Origin of the sequence: Pseudobacteriovorax antillogorgiicola, from assembly GCF_900177345.1 — a bacterium.
GTDB classification, from domain to species: domain Bacteria; phylum Bdellovibrionota_B; class Oligoflexia; order Oligoflexales; family Oligoflexaceae; genus Pseudobacteriovorax; species Pseudobacteriovorax antillogorgiicola.
In genome coordinates, this window is sequence record NZ_FWZT01000003.1 from 300317 (window position 1) to 317802 (window position 17486).

Here is a 17486-nt window from a genome sequence, read left to right on the forward strand (position 1 = left end):
TTCCCCTCTCTCGATGATATCGATTATCATTATCAATATTACACGTTACTGTGGAGGCTCCCTAAAGTCAAGAACTCGCGATCTTTGATTTATATGCCCTTAACCTGCACTAGTTTAGCCGATTTCCGAAGTTAATTAACCTTAGTATAGGTTTAAAACTGAGGCGGGTCTAGCTGACCAAGTATTTAATTTCACTCAGGCAAACATTTTGGATGGAATAGAAAAAGACCCCGACTTCTCTTATAGAGTCGGGGTCAAATGCAAAAAAAGGTCTCTATCTTAATTCAGCAGGAGCCCTGTCTCTTGGTGAAACAGTCCGACATTTTGGGGGTTGATGTAACAAGGGTGCTCGCCACTTTGTGGAACCCTCTTGGTGTTGGTGAGCATAATCACTGGCTGCTGATCTAATAAGCCATGGACCAAAGTCGAGTCGCCAAGGTTCTCAGCATAACGAACTTTAAAGGCTCCCCCTTCCACCCAACGGTCTTTAGGATAGAACGAGATGTCTCCGGGCCGGATACCCACCCGGACTCTACCATCCGTATCAACTGGAAGCTCAAGCTTGCCAATACCCACTCTTTGGCCTCGAACTTCCTTATCCAACAAGTTGATTCTGGGGCTTCCTAGGAACTCAGCTACAAAGAGGTTCTTTGGCCGAGTAAAAATATCCAAGGGTGATCCTTGCTGCTCCACCCGACCATGTCTTAAAATGATGATGCGGTCAGCCAACGACATAGCCTCTTCCTGATCGTGGGTAACATAGATCGTCGTGGCATTCACCTCGTGGTGTAGTCGCTTGATTTCGGATCGCAAGCCGATCCTTAGTTGGGCATCCAAGTTCGAAAGGGGCTCATCAAAGAGGAAAATCTTAGGCCTTCGAACCAGGGCTCGTCCCATGGCAACTCTTTGCCTCTGTCCTCCAGACAAAGCACTGGGTTTTTTATAAAGGTGCTTCTCCAAATCTAAATACTTAGCAGCTTGAAGAACCCTAGATTTGATCTCCTCTTCAGGAAACGCCCTCATCTTCAAGCCAAACCCCATGTTATCAAAAACGCTCATATGGGGGTAAAGGGCATAAGATTGAAAGACCATGGCAAGGTCGCGATCTTTAGGCGGAACATCATTCACCACCCGCCCATCAATACTGATACTGCCACTGGTCACATCTTCTAGACCAGCAATCATTCTCAATATCGTCGATTTTCCGCAGCCTGAAGGGCCTAGCAAGACAATGAACTCTCCCTGCTTGATACTAAGATCGATAGGAGGAACAACATTGATGGTGCCAAAGCTCTTCGTGACTTGTTTAAGTTCTAAATTCATTGGGAAGCCTCATGATCTACTGGCCAAGAGGTCTTTAAACATCTTGGCGCTGGCTTTAGGAGTTCTCTTCATCGTTTCATAGTCAACATGAACGATGCCAAACCTTTGAGAGTAGCCTTCAGCCCATTCAAAGTTATCCATCAAACTCCAAGCGAAGTAACCTTTGATGGGATACCCCTCGTCGATCAGGCGCTCCACTTCATTAAGATGTTGCTGGTAGTACTCAATCCTCTTAGCATCGATCACCTCTCCATTGGCATCAACACCTTCGTTATAAGCAGCACCGTTTTCAGTGATGTAGATTGGAGGCAGCTTATCGTAGCGAGAAAACTTATCCTGGAACAGATCGAACAAGGCCTTCGGGAAGACTTCCCAGCCTATATCAGTTTTGGGATCCGGCGCAGGCTGAACCTTGTAACCGTTTGTACTCAAAGACACCAGCTGTCGCGAATAAAAGTTCACTCCCAAGAAGTCCACATCTTGGCTAATGACTTCCATATCGCCAGGCATCATGCAGGGCTTTGAGTCGGGTTCATCGTTAATGAGTTCTTCGGGATAGCGACCACGAAACAACGCATCTGAAAACCAGAAGGTGTGTTCGTAGTCAGCCCGAGCCGTGGCTAATTGATCTGATGCCGAAGAACTAGCTGGATAAGCAGGGGTAAAATTGAGGACGATACCATTCTTTGTTTGTGGAGCATGCTTCTTCAGCTCAGTCATCCCCAGCCCATGGGCCAGCATCAAGTGATGGGCTGCTTGAAACGCCATCCGGCGATTCTTATACCCTGGAGCATGAACTCCCCAAAGATAGCCTAAGAAGGCTGAACAGAAAGGCTCGTTGAGAGTTGCAATCGAACTCACCTTGTCCCCAAAACGCTTGGCCACGACTGCTGCATATTCCGCAAAATCATAGGCGGTCTCACGATTGATCCAGCCCCCTCGATCCTCAAGGTAGGTGGGAAGATCCCAATGATACAAAGTTATAAAAGGCTTGATACCACGCTCGTTGCAACGATCGATAATATCTTCATAGAATCTAAGCCCTTCCTCATTGATCTGTCCCCTAGCGGGGATGATTCTAGACCATGACAGAGAGAATCGGTAAGCATCAAAATTCAGATGTTCAATCAAATCGATATCATCCTTCCACAAGTGGAAGTGATTGGTCCCCTTGCGACCATCATCGCCGCCCTTGACACGACCCTTTTCAAGGCAAAAATCATCCCAAATCGATGGTGTTCTGCCACCGAGATCAGCCCCACCTTCGATTTGAAAGGACGATGTAGCCGTTCCGAATAGAAATTGATCGCGATTTAAAAGCGGAGACTTTTCTTTAAATTCAAACATAAACTAACCTTTCACAGCACCAGAGGTGAGACCAGCAATAATCTTTCTCGAAAAGAAAAAGTAAACAATAAGGACAGGAATAAAGGCCAATGTCGTGCCCACCATCACGGCGCCCCAAGGAGCATTAGGGTGATTTTGCAGGCTTCGCAAAGCCAAAGGTAACACCAGTTTGTCTTGCTCGCTCAATACTACGAGCGGTGTCAGGAAGTTATTCCAGAAGAATACAAACTGAATGATTCCAAGGGTTGCCAAGGCTGGCTTTATTAGAGGCAGCACCACTCGAAAGAAAACGTCAAGATCTGAAGCTCCATCTAGCTTAGCGGCTTCGATCAGATCTGGCGGTACACTGCGGATGATAAACTGACGAACCAAAAAGATACCCACTGGCGCTGCCGTAAACGGGAGCCATACCGCAAGATGGGTATTGAGTAGACCAAGAAATTGAATTGTCAGATAGTAAGGCACCAAGCTGACAACAGGCGGCACCATCATCGTTGCAATCATAAATGAGAATAGAAGCTTCTTGAGCTTGAATTTTTGCAAGGCGAAAGCGTAGCCAGCCATACTGCAAAACAAAAGAGATACAAAAGTACCAAGTACAGAGATCACAATACTGTTGTACATGGCTGTCCAATAAGGCACCAACTCTACCAAGGTTCGGTAGTTTTCTTGGAAAAAGTCTCCCCAGTACATCGGAATCACACTTGAGAATATGCTCTCTCTATTGTGGGATGACAGTACAATTGACCAAAAAAATGGAAAAATCGTAATGCTTGTCAAGCTGATGATCGTGACCTGGAGGGCTCCCCGTAGAGATCGCCGCCAGACTCTAGCTGAATTCAGGACAGATGTTTGCACTAGTCACGCCCCCTCAACAAGAGAAAGTTAATGGCTGAAAAGATACCAATCACAATAAACAGAATCCAAGCAATGGCAGACGCCTGACCCATTTCAAGCCATTCCCAACCGACCCTCATGAGGTAGTTTGCGATGGTAAGGCCAGCTTGAGAAGGACCGCCTTTACCTTCAGTTAGGATGAAAGGTTCTTCGAATAGCTGCAGGCCGCCGATTACTGATAGTGTAGCTCCGAAAATAATGAATGGCTTTAAGTGTGGTAATGAGATGTGCCTAAATCGATGCCAAAAATTGGCTCCATCGATTTTTGCTGCTTCATAAAGCTCTTCAGGAACGGTCATCAAACCTGTGGTATAAATCACGATGTTAAAGCCTGTGTACTTCCAGAACACTACAAATGAAACCGAAACCTGCACGAGGTCAACATCATTCAGCCAATCTACCGGCATGGCAGCCACTAGTGGAGACAGCATTGTTTGAAGCAATGGCCATTCAGCTAAAGCCAGGATTCCCTGGTTAATGATGCCTGTTCGCGGTGAAAACATGTTGAAGAAGACCAACGCCACCACAACCCCAGAAATAATATAGGGGAAAAAGAAGGCTGACATCGCGAAACTTCGGACCCATTTATGACATTGAACTAGGAGGTAGGCCATAGGCAGAGCTACGAGATGCTGTGGTAGGCCGGAGGCTGTTGCCATAATAAAGGTATTTTTAAGAGATTTCCAAAGCCAAGGATCTTCGAGTGCAAAGCTGTAGTTTTCCACGCCAACGAATTGCATAGCCCCGAGGCCTTCAACAGGATTCCAAGAGTGGAAAGATAGATAGATCGAAAAGAGAATTGGAAAGATACTAAAAACACCAAGAATCAGAATATAGGGCATGAGAAACAGCCAGTGACTCATCTTACGGCGGTCTAGGCTGTGGCACCAAGCTCGAATGCGCCCTTCCAGTTTCGGCGACCGCCCCGCGGGCAGCGGGGTCGTTTCAAGTGTATCAGCGGATTTCATTTAGACCTGCTCCTAAAACCGACGGGTTCGACGCTCTAGCATACGGCTAGCACTTTTTAGAACACTAGTGGTATCTTGGTTTTGATCCACAGCTTCTTCCAGGGCATTTAGAAATATGGTCCGCGCAATGGCATCGCCACGAAATGGCTTGATAGGTGTCACGTTCTTGGCGATTTCAGCAAAAAGCAGCCTAGCTTTCTGCCCCGCAAGGTAGTCGATGGGCTCCTTAAAAATCTCGTTGCTATAAGTATCCGTGCGAGCAGGAAACGCTGCGATTTTTTGTAGTCCGCTGATCTGCGTTTCTGGTGTTGTCATGAATTTGATAAACTGCCAAGCTTCGTTAGGATGCTTGCTTTGTTTGGTGATACACAGAAACGAGCCTCCCCAACTGCCGTAGATCCCATTAGGAAGATGAGCCACGCCCCACATCCCTGCACTTTTAGGAGCGATCCAGTTTTGCAAGTGACCAAGAAGCCAAGCTCCCGATAACTGGGTTCCCACTTTTCCTGTACGAAGAGCTTCGTACCACTCATTAGTCCAAGAAGTGATATTGAGATCGAGGCCTTTCTGACGAATTTTTTTCGCAAGATTTACCGCCTCAACAAAGCGTGAGCTGGTGAGTAAGCTTTTGCCTTGGCTATCGAAAAAGATTCCTTCGCCTGGCTTCCCCCCTGAATAGACCATCAGTAAGGCAATATCGCTAGCGTCTGCAATAAGAGCCACCTTGCGCTTTTTAAGCTCCTCACCCCAGGCAAGGAAGCTATCCCAGTCCTTGTTCACGGCCTCTATAGACTTGCTTGTAGCTTTCAAGTGATCGCGGCGATAGTACATCACACCGGGACCAAGGTCTGTAGGAATCGCATACTGCTTGCCATCGCTACCCTTCCCTTGGCTCCAGGCATAGGCTGGAAAATACTGCTTGAGACTCTGGGCATTGTAGGGAGCTTGATCCAGATTTACAAACCCCCCGGCATCAATAAACGCCCCGAGTCGATTGATATCAACAGCCACTACATCACCTGCTCCGGAACCAGTGGCTAGATTATTAGTGAGTTTGGTGTGATGATCTCCATGGTTGTTCATTAGGAAGTCGACTTTAATACCGTCTTGAATCTTGTGGTAACCTGGCAACACATTTTTTAAGTGACTATCGAAGTCTGGAAATGCATCGAAGCGAATGCTTGTAGGTTTTTCCACCCCAAAGCCCAGACTGGAAACGAGTGCTAACAATTTTATGACTCTCTTCATCCTTGTGCCCCTATTTTTTCCTTGCGAAAATTTCTGCCAAATTTATTTTGTACACATCATTTGATGGCTAACTTAGACAGCCTACATTTCTTTGGCAAGCTCCGGTTCGCCTGCTGAGGCCTACCAAATTGAATTCCCGGTCCAGTAAGTTAAATATCCAATTCAGTTTGTTTTGAACATATTCCATTTGCCGGAACGGGGATGCAAATCTAAATGTAATATCAATTTTCACAAGGTCTTAGCCCGATGTGGGCCTTTGGTTCTAAGCGCAGGAACCTAGGGTAACCTGAGTCGATATTCCCTGCCTTGATGGCTGCTAATAGAATCATTTAGATCATATTGGTAGGAATTCGGAAAGCTTTGACGGAATACAGGTTTCACTGTGGGAGCCGGACGAAACATCTGCAGCAAGCCGCAGAACGGGTGTTAGCAGGGATGCTCATGCCCCTAGGCCCCCACTCTCTTCATCCTGGACCATAGCTCTGGCAGAGCTATGGTCCCTTAGACACTTCAAACATGTGACTACTGGCTTACATAGGCCGCACCACCAAGCTCGGATGCGGACGATGGTCCAAAGTTGGCATCAGTAGTACTCGAAGTTGGATCAGTGGCGTAAGACAGAGATACATTACCCGAGCCACTCGTATTAGCGTATTCCTCGTAAGCTTGCGTTGAACCATTCACCAGTTTATTACCGGCGGTGCGTTTCATGAAATAGGTATCACCCAATAATAGGCTCGCGTCGAAGCCGGTTGATTCAGTTAAATCAGTTGCCGAATACACATAGTCAGACTCAGCTGGGCAGGCATTGGCTGTGCCTGTGCTAATGCTGCCTCGAAAGTGGATCTTTTCTTCGTTGGCAAACATGTTAACACCACAAACCTCATGAGGTGCCACCAAGTTAGCTTGAACAGTTTTGGCAGATTGATTGGCAACAAGGTGGACTACAGTTCCGGCTTCGTCTGCACTTTGAGCAAGAAATGAAAGGTAGCCATCAAACGAGTTTGTGCCATCATCATTAGGCGTGACTTTGACAATGGACGCCGAAACAGAGCTACGTTCGTAGATGTAACTCACTCCATCGTCATCCTTACCCCAGATCATAAAACTCGTATCACTAAGCTCCTCGTAGCATTGGACCTCCATGGCAAAATTTTGCCCATCAGGAGTCACGACTGTGGTTTCTGTGGGAGTCGCCGTCACACATAGAGGAAGAGCATCAACTTCATAGCCTGCGGTGCGGGTATCTAGTTCATCAATTCTATCTTGAAATGTTTGTATCATGTTAGGAATCGAATTGGATGCCTGACTTAGATACAGCCGATCTCGGATCTGAGTGATTTCATCAGGAGTATCCTGCACCAACCCAGTAGAACTGCTTTGCAGCTGAGATGGTGTCGACTCGCTTACGATTTCGGTGGTATCAAAGTTGAATATGCCTTGGCCGTATTTGTCAGCCTCTTCTTCACCACAACTCGTGAAGACAAATAAACTTAAGAAGCACGTGTACTTGATGGGTTTTGTTAACATCGACTGCCCTCCAACTAACCCCAAAGATTCTTTCTAAGTCTCGACGGGACCTTTTCAAACTTTAGTATTGAGTGCGCCTCCGTACCTAATTGGCCGCTAAGGTTCGGCTTCTCATCAGGATTTAGGGATCATAAGAATTGTGAAATTGCCAAGAAGTGCTTGTCAAAGTGTTTATAATCTCTTATTAAACAATTGTTCAACATAATTACAAATACTAAGGGATTATAATGATTAAGCATTTCTCTCGCCTAGCACTATTGCTAGCCCCAGTAGCCTGTAGTTCTGACTACTCCAGCCTTGATGCGACCAATGAATTTCAGGGAAAAACGGTGGATCACTACTACCAACCGTTTACTATGAGTGCCGACGAAACCATCGATACTTTCCAGGAATATATCTTAGACAACGATGTCCTCGCTAGCGATAGCCAGGAGCGCATTCTGCCAACGGAACTACAAGGCTTGTTCTTTCTAGATGGTGCTCCACTTCCTGATAAGACACTTTCCTTAAAGCATGCGCGACCAATGAATGAAAACGCAAGCCGGATTCGATGGTCTGTAAGTTATAAAACAACCTTCTCTTGGCTCAATACCGAGAAAGGCCATGGAATTTACTCCAAGGCGCTATCTTATCAACCCGAGTACGAGCTTGAGTGGCGAGACTGTACTGATGAAGTGATGGCCGACATGGAAAAGCAGTTTGCTAAATTCAAAGTATCAGAAAAACCGATCAGGTGCACCGCAGCGGACCGTCGGTATGCTGTGATCAATGCCTACTCTTGGCAAGAAGGAGAAAGGATTCCTCTGCCAGAAGATATTCTTTATTTCGATATGTACCTGATTCCGAAAAACTCTGAGCGGGACTATTACATTTGGCATCGACGTTCCAAAATTTGTAATAACAATGATAGCTCCTCCATCAGAACCGTTTGCAACATTTTTCGCTCTCTCACAGGTAGAAATGATGGCGATGGTTACTCACGCTATCAGTTCACCCAAGTCATTGATCCCAATGGTCGACGAACTTCGGCTTACAATAAGGGCCTTGTCCCCGAAGTCATCGAAGCTGCTGGCGATACCGACAACATCTTCTTCATTTGCGATCCTTCAGACATTAATGGCAATGAGGAGTGCCTTGATGGCACTGAAATGCTGCCACCCATTGAAGATCGCGAAGTTGAGGTGATCGAAGATGAGAAAGAAAAAGAGCTATCCTTCCTAGAACGACTCACTAGAAGTCGAAAAATTGCTAGCTACCTCTGGCGAGTTGCGGGGGATCTCATCCAACTGCAACTGGACAAATAAAGACCTCGAATTGATAAGGCTACTAAGCCTTATCACACTCCTTCCATCGCTTTTTTGAGACCTCGCCTCACATCGTTGAAAAGAATCCTACAAGAAATAAACGAATCGTTTATTATTAGATCCAAAAGCTATATAGCTGTTGCTAAACCAGATTACATCTAATAGTAGAAACCTTAGAATTAAAATTTTGCAATGACATCAAGGGGTCTACTATGAAAAATGCTAGTTTCATCATGCTTTTTTTATCAACTTTACAAATAAGCTGCGGAAATGCTGACGAATATTTCCGCGATAAGATTCAAGGCTACGGCTACATCTCCTATGAAACTCCCATGGAACACGCTGGGACCGGCACTTTGGTCGGTGGCAAACCCGGAGAGTTAAAAATTGTCGCCGCACCTGATACTTGTTTCCCCCCGAAACCACTTCGGGGCCGGTATAAAGATCTACGAAAGATCGATCGCACCACGCTCTCTTCAGAAAGCTACGAACTTAGCTTTGGTGGCCGACTTTCAATTGATGTGCTTAGGAACATGCTCAACCAAGGTGGCCCTGGTGTCAAGCTCGTTGCAGAATCAAACCTTGTAAAGAATGTAGATCTAAAAATCGATGATGTTGAGGTGGAGTACCTTGACCTTGTTCTGCTCTCAGAGTTTTACAACAAAAAGATGCGGGCGACTTGCAAAGACTTTTTGAATGATTTCGGTTTCATTGTGCAAGCGCTCCGTATTGGCAAGATGACTCTAGAGTTTTTTAACTCCTATGGCTCAAAACTAGATCTTACTGTTACAGGCATCGCCGGACTCGTCGATTTAGGGGTAGGAACCGAGTTCAAAATCGTTAACAAAAGTCAACTTGTAATCACAACACCAAAGTACGTTGGCTATCAAATTGGACGCCTGCTCGATTCGGATTATGGCAAGTCACTGTACCGTGCAAGTCGTACTAAGAGAGGGCTATTTTTCTTCGAAAACATAGCCCTATTTGAGCGTCCTGATGAGCAGCTGTTTGCACTTGAAAGTTTTGATTTCATGGCGTTTGATCTTTCCGATCCAATTTCTATCAAACGTCTTTCAGATGATATGTTTCAAGCGAACGCAGAGTCCACAGATGCTTACTCTATATGGATCAATGATTGACACCTCGTGTGCACGATTTGCTGATCGGTATCTCATGTAGAATAATCGAGACACCATGTCAGATATGGTCATTAGTTTGGTCGCTCCGGTTTTCAGTGATTGTTTATGTTTCCACTGGCAACCAGGCATAACTATGGGGTGCTTCAGCCCCATTAAAGAGATCTGTAAAAAATCGCAACAATTTCGGCCTAGGGACCACAGAGTAGTCTAGAAACTCATCCTGGAGGCGAAAAGAAGTAAACCTCGAAATAAGCCCCCGAAATGCCTTTTTGACTAGGCTAAAAAGAATGTATTTGACAAACCATGAAGAAAATTCTTATTGGTCTGTCTAAGCTACAACCTCTGTACTCTGTGAGGAATCCCATGCCGAACTCGATGGCTCTTATCATGATCTTCCTGGCATCCTTTTCCATGCTTTCCTGCTCAAAGTTAGGCAACGACTTCAACCAGCTAATGGAAACCTGCGGCTTACAAAACGAGCCGAGTTTCGATGACCATCGCTACTACAAGGTCTACAATGCCAATGGGGGTCCTGTTGATCAAAAGCTACTTAAAGTCGAATTTCAATCTGCAAATAAGGATGTTGCTGATGAAGGTATTTCAAAGACCAATGAAGCTTGCTTAAAAGTCCCGAAAGCACTGAATGGTACCGTAAAACTTCTATGGGAAGACGACGCCGCACAAGAAGGCTTGATATTTCAAATCGACGACGAGAAGCCCCACTACAGTGAGATCAAACTGGAGAAGTTTTCAGGTAGTTTCAAAATCTGGGAGGGCTGCGGTAGCGGATTCAAGGTTCTAGGTAGGGGAGAACCATATGTCTTGAGAATCTCCAACCTAAACGAAAGCGGCGTTTCGGCTAGACTTCACGATGACCAAGACGGAATCAGTCAAGACTCCTTTTCTGATCGAGGATGCATTGGCATCGGATCGGAATCGAATGGTGTTGTGGTTATTGGCAACGCGACATTCAATAGAGGAGAAACGGTAGATCTCAACGTGCTAAATCAAGATTTGGATAGAATCGTAGACATCCAATTGCAGCCTATCGACAGACCCGAAGTCTTAAGAACCTGCGCCTACATTGCAAGCCCCGAACACCGAGTTTTCCTTCCTAAAGTCGAGGGGAAAGTCGCTACCGATATTCAATTTTCATTCTTTCGCGAAGATGGAATCGCTCATTGGGGAGAAACCACGGCTGGGGGGTGCATTATTGTAGAGGCCAATGATATCGGGACTCTCACCGTACATAATTCTAGGAAGGACTTTGGCAAAACATCATCAATCAGTGGTGCAAACTCTGAAGAGATGTTGACGATTGATCTTCTCCCCATCAGTGATTTCGAATTGTGGACGACCTGCGGCATTGTGGAAAACTTCGCTGAGACTCCATCTACAAGCTACCTCATTGAAGACTATCGAAACTATACAGAAGCGACCCCGGCAGTATCCATTGGCTTTCAATCCAGTGACAGCTATCAAGACTTAGTCGTGTCAAGCAAGGGATGTGTCGCTCTCCCCAAGGAGCAACAGGGTAATCTAGTCATTAGCGACAGTAAGAGCTTTATCAATGTTTATCCTGTAGCTCCCTCCGCGGACAAATTGCTTATTATCAGATCAAGTGACAACAAATCGATCTCTGATTTCTGTACGCAAGAAGGCCGTTGGAAGGTATCCCAAGGTCAATGTATTCCCTTCGATTTTATCGATTACTGTAAAAGTGATGCGAATGGTATTGAAATTGATCGCACTGTAAAGGCCCTACTAGATCAATCCAATTCTACCGACTGCAGTGAAGCCGATCAAAAGCTAAAAGCCAACACCAGCTTAGACCTCAGTGCTAAGAACCTGAAGAATATAGATCCCCTACTTAGCTTCAGCCAATTGACGAATTTGAATCTTAGTAATAACAGACTGTCAGACATCGCAATACTTGAGGAACTCGAAAAACTAGTTGATCTCGACCTTAGCCATAATCAGATTGCCACTTTGGCTCCACTTCAGAAACTGCCCAACATTAAGATTCTTCAAGTGGCAAACAACAACATTGCTGATCTAACCTCTATTAAAGACATGACCAGTCTCTTTTCGTTGGACTTAGCTAGCAATCAAGTGACAAACATCTCCGCTTTAGCGCCGCTTATCCCCTTGGAAATTTTAAAGATGGAAAGCAATCCACTAGGATCAGAAATCTCTCTTACAGAGGAGAATTGCCCTCTGTTTCCGGAGTCAAAAGGAGTGGCTGACTTCTGTCAAACTGCCGATAGACTGAAAACCAAGTGTGAAGACGAAAACAAGCATTGGTTAGCAGATGAGAGCCGTTGCATCTCATACGATGAACTTTATTGCAGCCGCGATGAAAATAGCAATTGGCTGGTGGATGAAGAGCGCTGCCAGATGCCTTTCGAAAAGCAATGTCTAAAGGAAGGCCACAGTTGGCATATTGAAAAGGGAGAATGCATGTTCCCTGAAAAGGTCTCATGCCTTACTGAGGGCGGTGAGTGGATTATTGAGGGAGATACAGGCCCCTTCTCATTCGGTTCTGAACCAACTCACCCAACCGATGGCCGTTGTAAAACGGCAGCTGAGCAGCAATGCATTGACGATAGCCTTGTCTGGTATGAAAATGCCTGCTACACCCGCAAGCACCATAGCTGCATTTCCTTTGGAGGAGTCTGGAATCCCGAAAGATCTTACTGCACCACAGCAGAAACTCTTTGCAAGGAGCAGGGTAAGATATACGATGGTGGGTGTCAGCCACTGTCCATAACACATGTAGAAATCCAAGGAGACGAGATCTTTCTGGGAACTCAATCTCCATCTAAACTGGTAAAATTTTCCGTCGACACTGGTGAACTAACAAATTTTGTAGAGGTGAATGAGGCCATAGTCGCTATGGACTCAACGGACGAGCACATTTATCTTGCGTTTGATCGATCGGTATACCGCTATAACATTGAAACTCGACAAGGACGTCACCTCTTTAATACCTTGGAGAGCATCCGCAACCTCCAGGTCAACAGTGATTTTCTAATCATCTATTCGGATGGCTTACAAATATACCGGCACAATGGGCAGCTGGTCCGGAAAATGGATCGTCACGGGTCACCCATTTGGATGCACTATCACGTTGTCAACAACGCACTCATTGAGAAATACAACGACGAGATAGAAATTTTTGGATTTGAGGATTCTGGCAAACCAGAGTTGAATCACTCTTTTAACATCGACAGAGGCCGAAGTGATGAAAGGGAGCTTTGGATCAATAGCGAAGGGACCATCGCCGCGACCCCGAATGGCAAGCTTTGGAGTCTGGATCATGAGATTGAAAACCCCTATCTAGGTAGCTTTGGCACAGCAATCTCTGATTTGGTATTTTTTGATACAAGATACATAACCAAGCTTGGTGACAGCCTCGCCCTTTATGGCGCAGACTTCGATCTCAAAGGCCGGTACGCTCCTGAAATACCAATTGAGAAACTAGTGAAGCATGGGGATCGCGCCTACGGATTTAAGGTGCTTACAGATGATACACTCACATATGAGATGATCACCCCTGATAAGTTTACAGTTCAGGATGTCGAAAACCCAGATGATGGAGTAGAAAAGCCCGCTAGCTGGGATCGCATTCTTTCCGACGATTTATCAGGGGTGATCTATTTCGCCAACTTCAGCGAATCCAAGATTTATCGTTGGTCATTGACCGCAGGCGACTGGCTGGAACCTCTATTGCTCGCCGATAACCCCATCGATGTTAATCTTGTTAAGAATGGCAACGACGTGAGAATCGCCATTCTCAATTCTCTAGGACGGTTGCGATATATTGATCTCAATGCAGAAGAGCCTAGAGAGAAGTACTGGTTCAACAATCGATGGGAAGGTAAAGATATCGTCCCATTAAAAGATGGTTTTTTCCTCCTTGTAAATGGCAGTGACTCATCCATGGTTTCCTGGGATGGTAGAATGATGAGTCTGAAGGCACTGGGGTATTTAAAAGCCGACAATTTATTTTTCAACCCCCATAGTGACTATCTCTATGTCATCGACTATCGCGAATATGATTACTTCAAAGTTGACTTTGAAAGCTTCAAAATATCCGAAGATAGAAATTTTCCCAAGTTTCGTCATATAGCTGCAGCTACCAATCCCAGCAATCCTATGAGGATCATTTCTAGCAAGAATATCGTCCTAGAGTTGCAAACGAATGGAGAATCAAGAGAAATTGGCGACCTGGGGACAGGAAGCCTAGAAAACATAGCCTGGAAACAGGATACCCTTGTAGCCTCTAGAAGGACCTCCTACCCCAACTCTGACATCTACCTATACGACCAAAGCTTTGTTGGCGACGTGATTCAGAAAGACCAATCGCACCTCAAAAAAGCTCTTCTTATGGGGACTCATCTCGTCACTATTTTGGGGGATGGGGATGCTCTTGAAGTCAAAGCGCAAGATCTCAGTCAGTTGGCAGATTCGGATCGTGATGGTGTTAAGGATTACCGGGACAATTGTGTTGACATTGCTAACCCGGAACAGGAGAACCTGGATGGAGATCTTATCGGCGATGCTTGCGATAACGACATTGACGGGGATGGACTTCCCAACCAATGGGAAGAAACCCACAGCCTTGACCCAAGACGTATCGATGATGCCTATCTAGATAGTGATCAGGATGGGTTCAACAATCTAGTTGAATACCAACTGCAAACAAACCCCAAAGACGCAGAATCTATACCGCAAAAGATCTCTTACTATTTCGAAGACTTTGATGGCAATACCGTACGCAGGTGGTATTCCCAAGACTCAGAAGAACAACTAGCCTGGGAAGTAGTGAAATGCGACAGACAAAGTGATTTTTGCCTGTCGCCAAAAGAGAAAACTGATCAAGTCAATGCAGACTTCGCTGTTTTCGAGCTCCCTCTCAATGTTGAAAGTGGCGTCTTGCGTTTCCAAGTCAGCAGGTATTTCGGTTCTGAAATATCGATAAATGGCGAGATCGTAGAGGCCATCGATGTAACAGATGGTGCTCACGAAATTGACCTTAAGGAAGGCTTCAATCTAATCAAGTTTTCTTTTCCATTAAGCCACCACTCCAGAGACTTGATAAATAGCATCGTCTTCAAGTCCTATGATTACAATGATGCACCCAATCCGACGGAGTTTTCCTATACCCCCACTCAGGTATTAGGAGAGGGTTCAACTGATGCTATTTTCCTCTACGATGAGGAGAGTCGTTCCATTTTTCATTGGTCTCAAAGCGAGAAACGCTACCTAGATTCCGTATCAATTAATAGTTCCCTGAGGTCTCTGAGCTATGAAAGTGTCGAGCAGAAAATATATATCCTCCATCAAACTGGTCGCGTCTCAACCATTGATATAGGTAATGATAAAGAAAAAACTAGCTTAGGCAGCTACCCCCAATTCAAAGATGGCAAGATTATCGCTGTGGCGCCAGGGACCTTTATCTTATCGGACGGCTCCGACGGAATTCTGGTCAAAGAAGGAATAGAGTCTCCCACAGTTCAAGAAGATGCCTTCGACTTCAGGAGTTACCGTTGGGAATGGACTTTTCGAAATGACAGTCTCTATTCCTTTACAGGCCAAAAGATTCACCTACATCAGATCGATCTGGAAAACGGCCTGCTTTCGGAGCGAACACAGCTCTTTGATGATAGGGATCTGAAAGGATCACAATTCTTCTTCAATCACGACGCATCCAAGATTATTTCCGATCAAGGTGTTATAGTCCATCGCGAGCCTCATATTTTGATTCCATTGAGTAATCAATTCCAAGAAGCCCTTTGGTTTCAGGGTATCCTATTCACGATACGAGAGATCAACCAAAGGAGCCAAATTCAAGTCTGGGATAAAAACAATATCTCCAGAGACACCTTCGATCTCTTTGGCACCCCCATCTCCCTTGTGTCCCGTGGCAATGAACTCATAGCTATCACTCAACAAGCAGGAGACATTGAGTTCAACACGATTGATCTTGGCAATCTCTCCGATGAAGATGGCGATGGCATCAATGACTACAACGACAACTGTAGCCAGCAAGCAAACTCCAATCAAAGTGACTTCGATCAGGATGGAGTTGGTGATATCTGTGACGAAGATGATGATGGAGATCTTATTCCCGACACATGGGAAAGCAAGTATCAAATGAACCCATTTGATGCTCGTGATCGGAGTATCGATGCCGATGCTGATGGATTTACAAATCATGAAGAATACTTACTCGGCACTGATCCTAGCGATTTGAATTCTGTACCTGCATGGGTAGAGACTAGCGAAGATCTTTTTAGAAATTCCAAGGGAACGAAAGTTCACACTCCGGCTCAAGGAGAGTTCGGCTGGTCAGAAGTAGAATGCACTGAAGAAACTGATTTCATCTGTTTAAGTCCAGACGCTGGCTTCTCAAATCCCAGCACACTGACTCTCACTATAAATAGCGACCACGGTACCCTTAGCTTCCATGCGACTCACGGAAATGGCATTCTTGAAGTTCTGATCGACAATCAACCCTTTCCAATAGACAGCTATAAAAGAACCTACATAGATTTAGAGCCCGGAATTCACGAAATTCGCTGGATCTATCGTCAAGATCCCACCAATGGCAGCAATCCCATCAAACCACTCTTGAAAAACATTCAGTTTACTAAGCTCAACGAAGCTAGGCTGATCGACCCTGAACACATCTTTACAAATAACGTGTCGACTCCTTCCGCAGATGGCAAGTATATTGTTGCCGCCCAATATAGCATGCCCCTCCTCTACGTTTGGTCAATAGAAGAAGGAAGATTTATCAAGAAGATCCCCCTAACCTCTCCTGCTAGTAGCCTTGCCGTTGGTGCCAGAGCTAACGAGATATTGATTGGTTCCAAAAGCGGTCGCCTGACAAAACTGAATATCGATAACAATCAGGAAGAAGCGATCGACTTTATTCCTGGATACAAGAATCTCGACCGTATCATCAAAATCAATGACGAGGTTTTCTTGGCGATCAATGGCGTCGGTGCAGCAAGACTATACTCTTACGATAACTACCGATCAGTGAAAAGCTTTGCGTGGAATGGTGAGTTTTTTGGCTGGCAACCAGCACTCAATCGAATCTACACCAAAGAGAGCGAAAGTGTATACTATAGGGAACTCGATCTCTCGGCGTCTAATTTTTCAGAGCCCAAGCTTTTCATAGAGAATCTCCGTAACAGCAATCGGGCAATACAGTTTTCCGGCGATGGAACCCTGTATTTCTATGACAATACTTTATTTGACATGGAACACAATCGTCTAGCCAGTATAGGATGGTGGAATGAGAACGTCTACGATGTCATCTGGTACAAGGGCTTGACTATCGGGGTCCATGACGATCCCTATTCCGGAGTTAAGTTAGAAATCTATGATGATAGTCACAAGTATGTTAAGACCATCGAATATGAGCAGAAAAGATTTGTTACCATGTACATCCATAATGGGTCCCTAAAACTTCTCCTGGAAGATCGAGAGGACAATTGGACATTAGAAGAGATAGACGAATAGATGTTTATTTCAATGGCTACGCGCAAAGTGGCATAAACTTTAAAGAATCGAAGCCAAGACCCTCGCTCACCCCCGAGCGGGGCAAAAACGCTCTAAGCGCCACACTTTTTGCTACTTCGAGAAAAATTATTTGCATACAAACAGAGACAGGCTTAAAAGGGAACGTACTTTGCATTTGCTAAGACTCTAAGCCT

Annotated in this window: 9 protein-coding genes; 3 read left to right on the top strand and 6 right to left on the bottom strand. The window is 45.3% G+C overall.

Features of this window, described 5'->3' with window-relative positions; all coding sequences use genetic code 11:
- Positions 1–279: 279 nt before the first annotated feature.
- The 6 genes from B9N89_RS05715 to B9N89_RS05740 form a co-directional block, all read right to left on the bottom strand.
- On the bottom strand, positions 280–1323 hold the full coding sequence (locus B9N89_RS05715; RefSeq protein WP_132315943.1) for an ABC transporter ATP-binding protein: 1044 nt from the start codon (positions 1321–1323) through the stop codon (positions 280–282).
- Between the two features lie 9 nt (positions 1324–1332).
- Positions 1333–2670, bottom strand: coding sequence for a GH1 family beta-glucosidase (locus tag B9N89_RS05720; RefSeq protein WP_132315941.1), 1338 nt, complete (start codon positions 2668–2670; stop codon positions 1333–1335).
- Positions 2671–2673: 3 nt separating this feature from the next.
- Positions 2674–3528, bottom strand: a complete 855-nt coding sequence (locus tag B9N89_RS05725) for a carbohydrate ABC transporter permease (protein ID WP_132315939.1) — start codon at positions 3526–3528, stop codon at positions 2674–2676.
- Positions 3528–4430, bottom strand: a complete 903-nt coding sequence (locus B9N89_RS05730; RefSeq protein ID WP_412535400.1) for a carbohydrate ABC transporter permease — start codon at positions 4428–4430, stop codon at positions 3528–3530. Before B9N89_RS05730 ends, B9N89_RS05725 begins: the two co-directional genes overlap by 1 nt.
- Positions 4431–4547: 117 nt before the next feature.
- On the bottom strand, positions 4548–5783 hold the full coding sequence (locus B9N89_RS05735; protein ID WP_132315937.1) for an ABC transporter substrate-binding protein: 1236 nt from the start codon (positions 5781–5783) through the stop codon (positions 4548–4550).
- 522 nt (positions 5784–6305) lie between these two features.
- The gene (locus B9N89_RS05740) at positions 6306–7313 is read right to left on the bottom strand and encodes a hypothetical protein (protein ID WP_132315935.1); all 1008 of its coding nucleotides are present in this window, start codon (positions 7311–7313) and stop codon (positions 6306–6308) included.
- 227 nt (positions 7314–7540) lie between these two features.
- Here B9N89_RS05740 and B9N89_RS05745 point away from each other — a divergent pair, with 227 nt between their 5' ends.
- The 3 genes from B9N89_RS05745 (at position 7541) to B9N89_RS32385 (ending at position 17292) form a co-directional block, all read left to right on the top strand.
- Positions 7541–8617, top strand: a complete 1077-nt coding sequence (locus B9N89_RS05745) for a hypothetical protein (RefSeq protein WP_132315933.1) — start codon at positions 7541–7543, stop codon at positions 8615–8617.
- 212 nt (positions 8618–8829) lie between these two features.
- On the top strand, positions 8830–9756 hold the full coding sequence (locus B9N89_RS05750; protein ID WP_143478122.1) for a hypothetical protein: 927 nt from the start codon (positions 8830–8832) through the stop codon (positions 9754–9756).
- A gap of 363 nt (positions 9757–10119) precedes the next feature.
- Complete coding sequence (locus tag B9N89_RS32385; protein WP_159455170.1) at positions 10120–17292, top strand: thrombospondin type 3 repeat-containing protein; 7173 nt, start codon at positions 10120–10122, stop codon at positions 17290–17292.
- Positions 17293–17486: the final 194 nt, after the last annotated feature.

Bases quoted from the DNA above. Each gene is read 5' to 3' on its own strand.
- B9N89_RS05715 (WP_132315943.1), bottom strand. From the start codon at position 1,323: ATGAATTTAGAACTTAAACAAGTCACGAAGAGCTTTGGCACCATCAAT.
- B9N89_RS05720 (WP_132315941.1), bottom strand. From the start codon at position 2,670: ATGTTTGAATTTAAAGAAAAGTCTCCGCTTTTAAATCGCGATCAATTT.
- B9N89_RS05730 (WP_412535400.1), bottom strand. From the start codon at position 4,430: ATGAGTCACTGGCTGTTTCTCATGCCCTATATTCTGATTCTTGGTGTT.
- B9N89_RS05735 (WP_132315937.1), bottom strand. From the start codon at position 5,783: ATGAAGAGAGTCATAAAATTGTTAGCACTCGTTTCCAGTCTGGGCTTT.
- B9N89_RS05740 (WP_132315935.1), bottom strand. From the start codon at position 7,313: ATGTTAACAAAACCCATCAAGTACACGTGCTTCTTAAGTTTATTTGTC.
- B9N89_RS05745 (WP_132315933.1), top strand. From the start codon at position 7,541: ATGATTAAGCATTTCTCTCGCCTAGCACTATTGCTAGCCCCAGTAGCC.
- B9N89_RS05750 (WP_143478122.1), top strand. From the start codon at position 8,830: ATGAAAAATGCTAGTTTCATCATGCTTTTTTTATCAACTTTACAAATA.
- B9N89_RS32385 (WP_159455170.1), top strand. From the start codon at position 10,120: ATGCCGAACTCGATGGCTCTTATCATGATCTTCCTGGCATCCTTTTCC.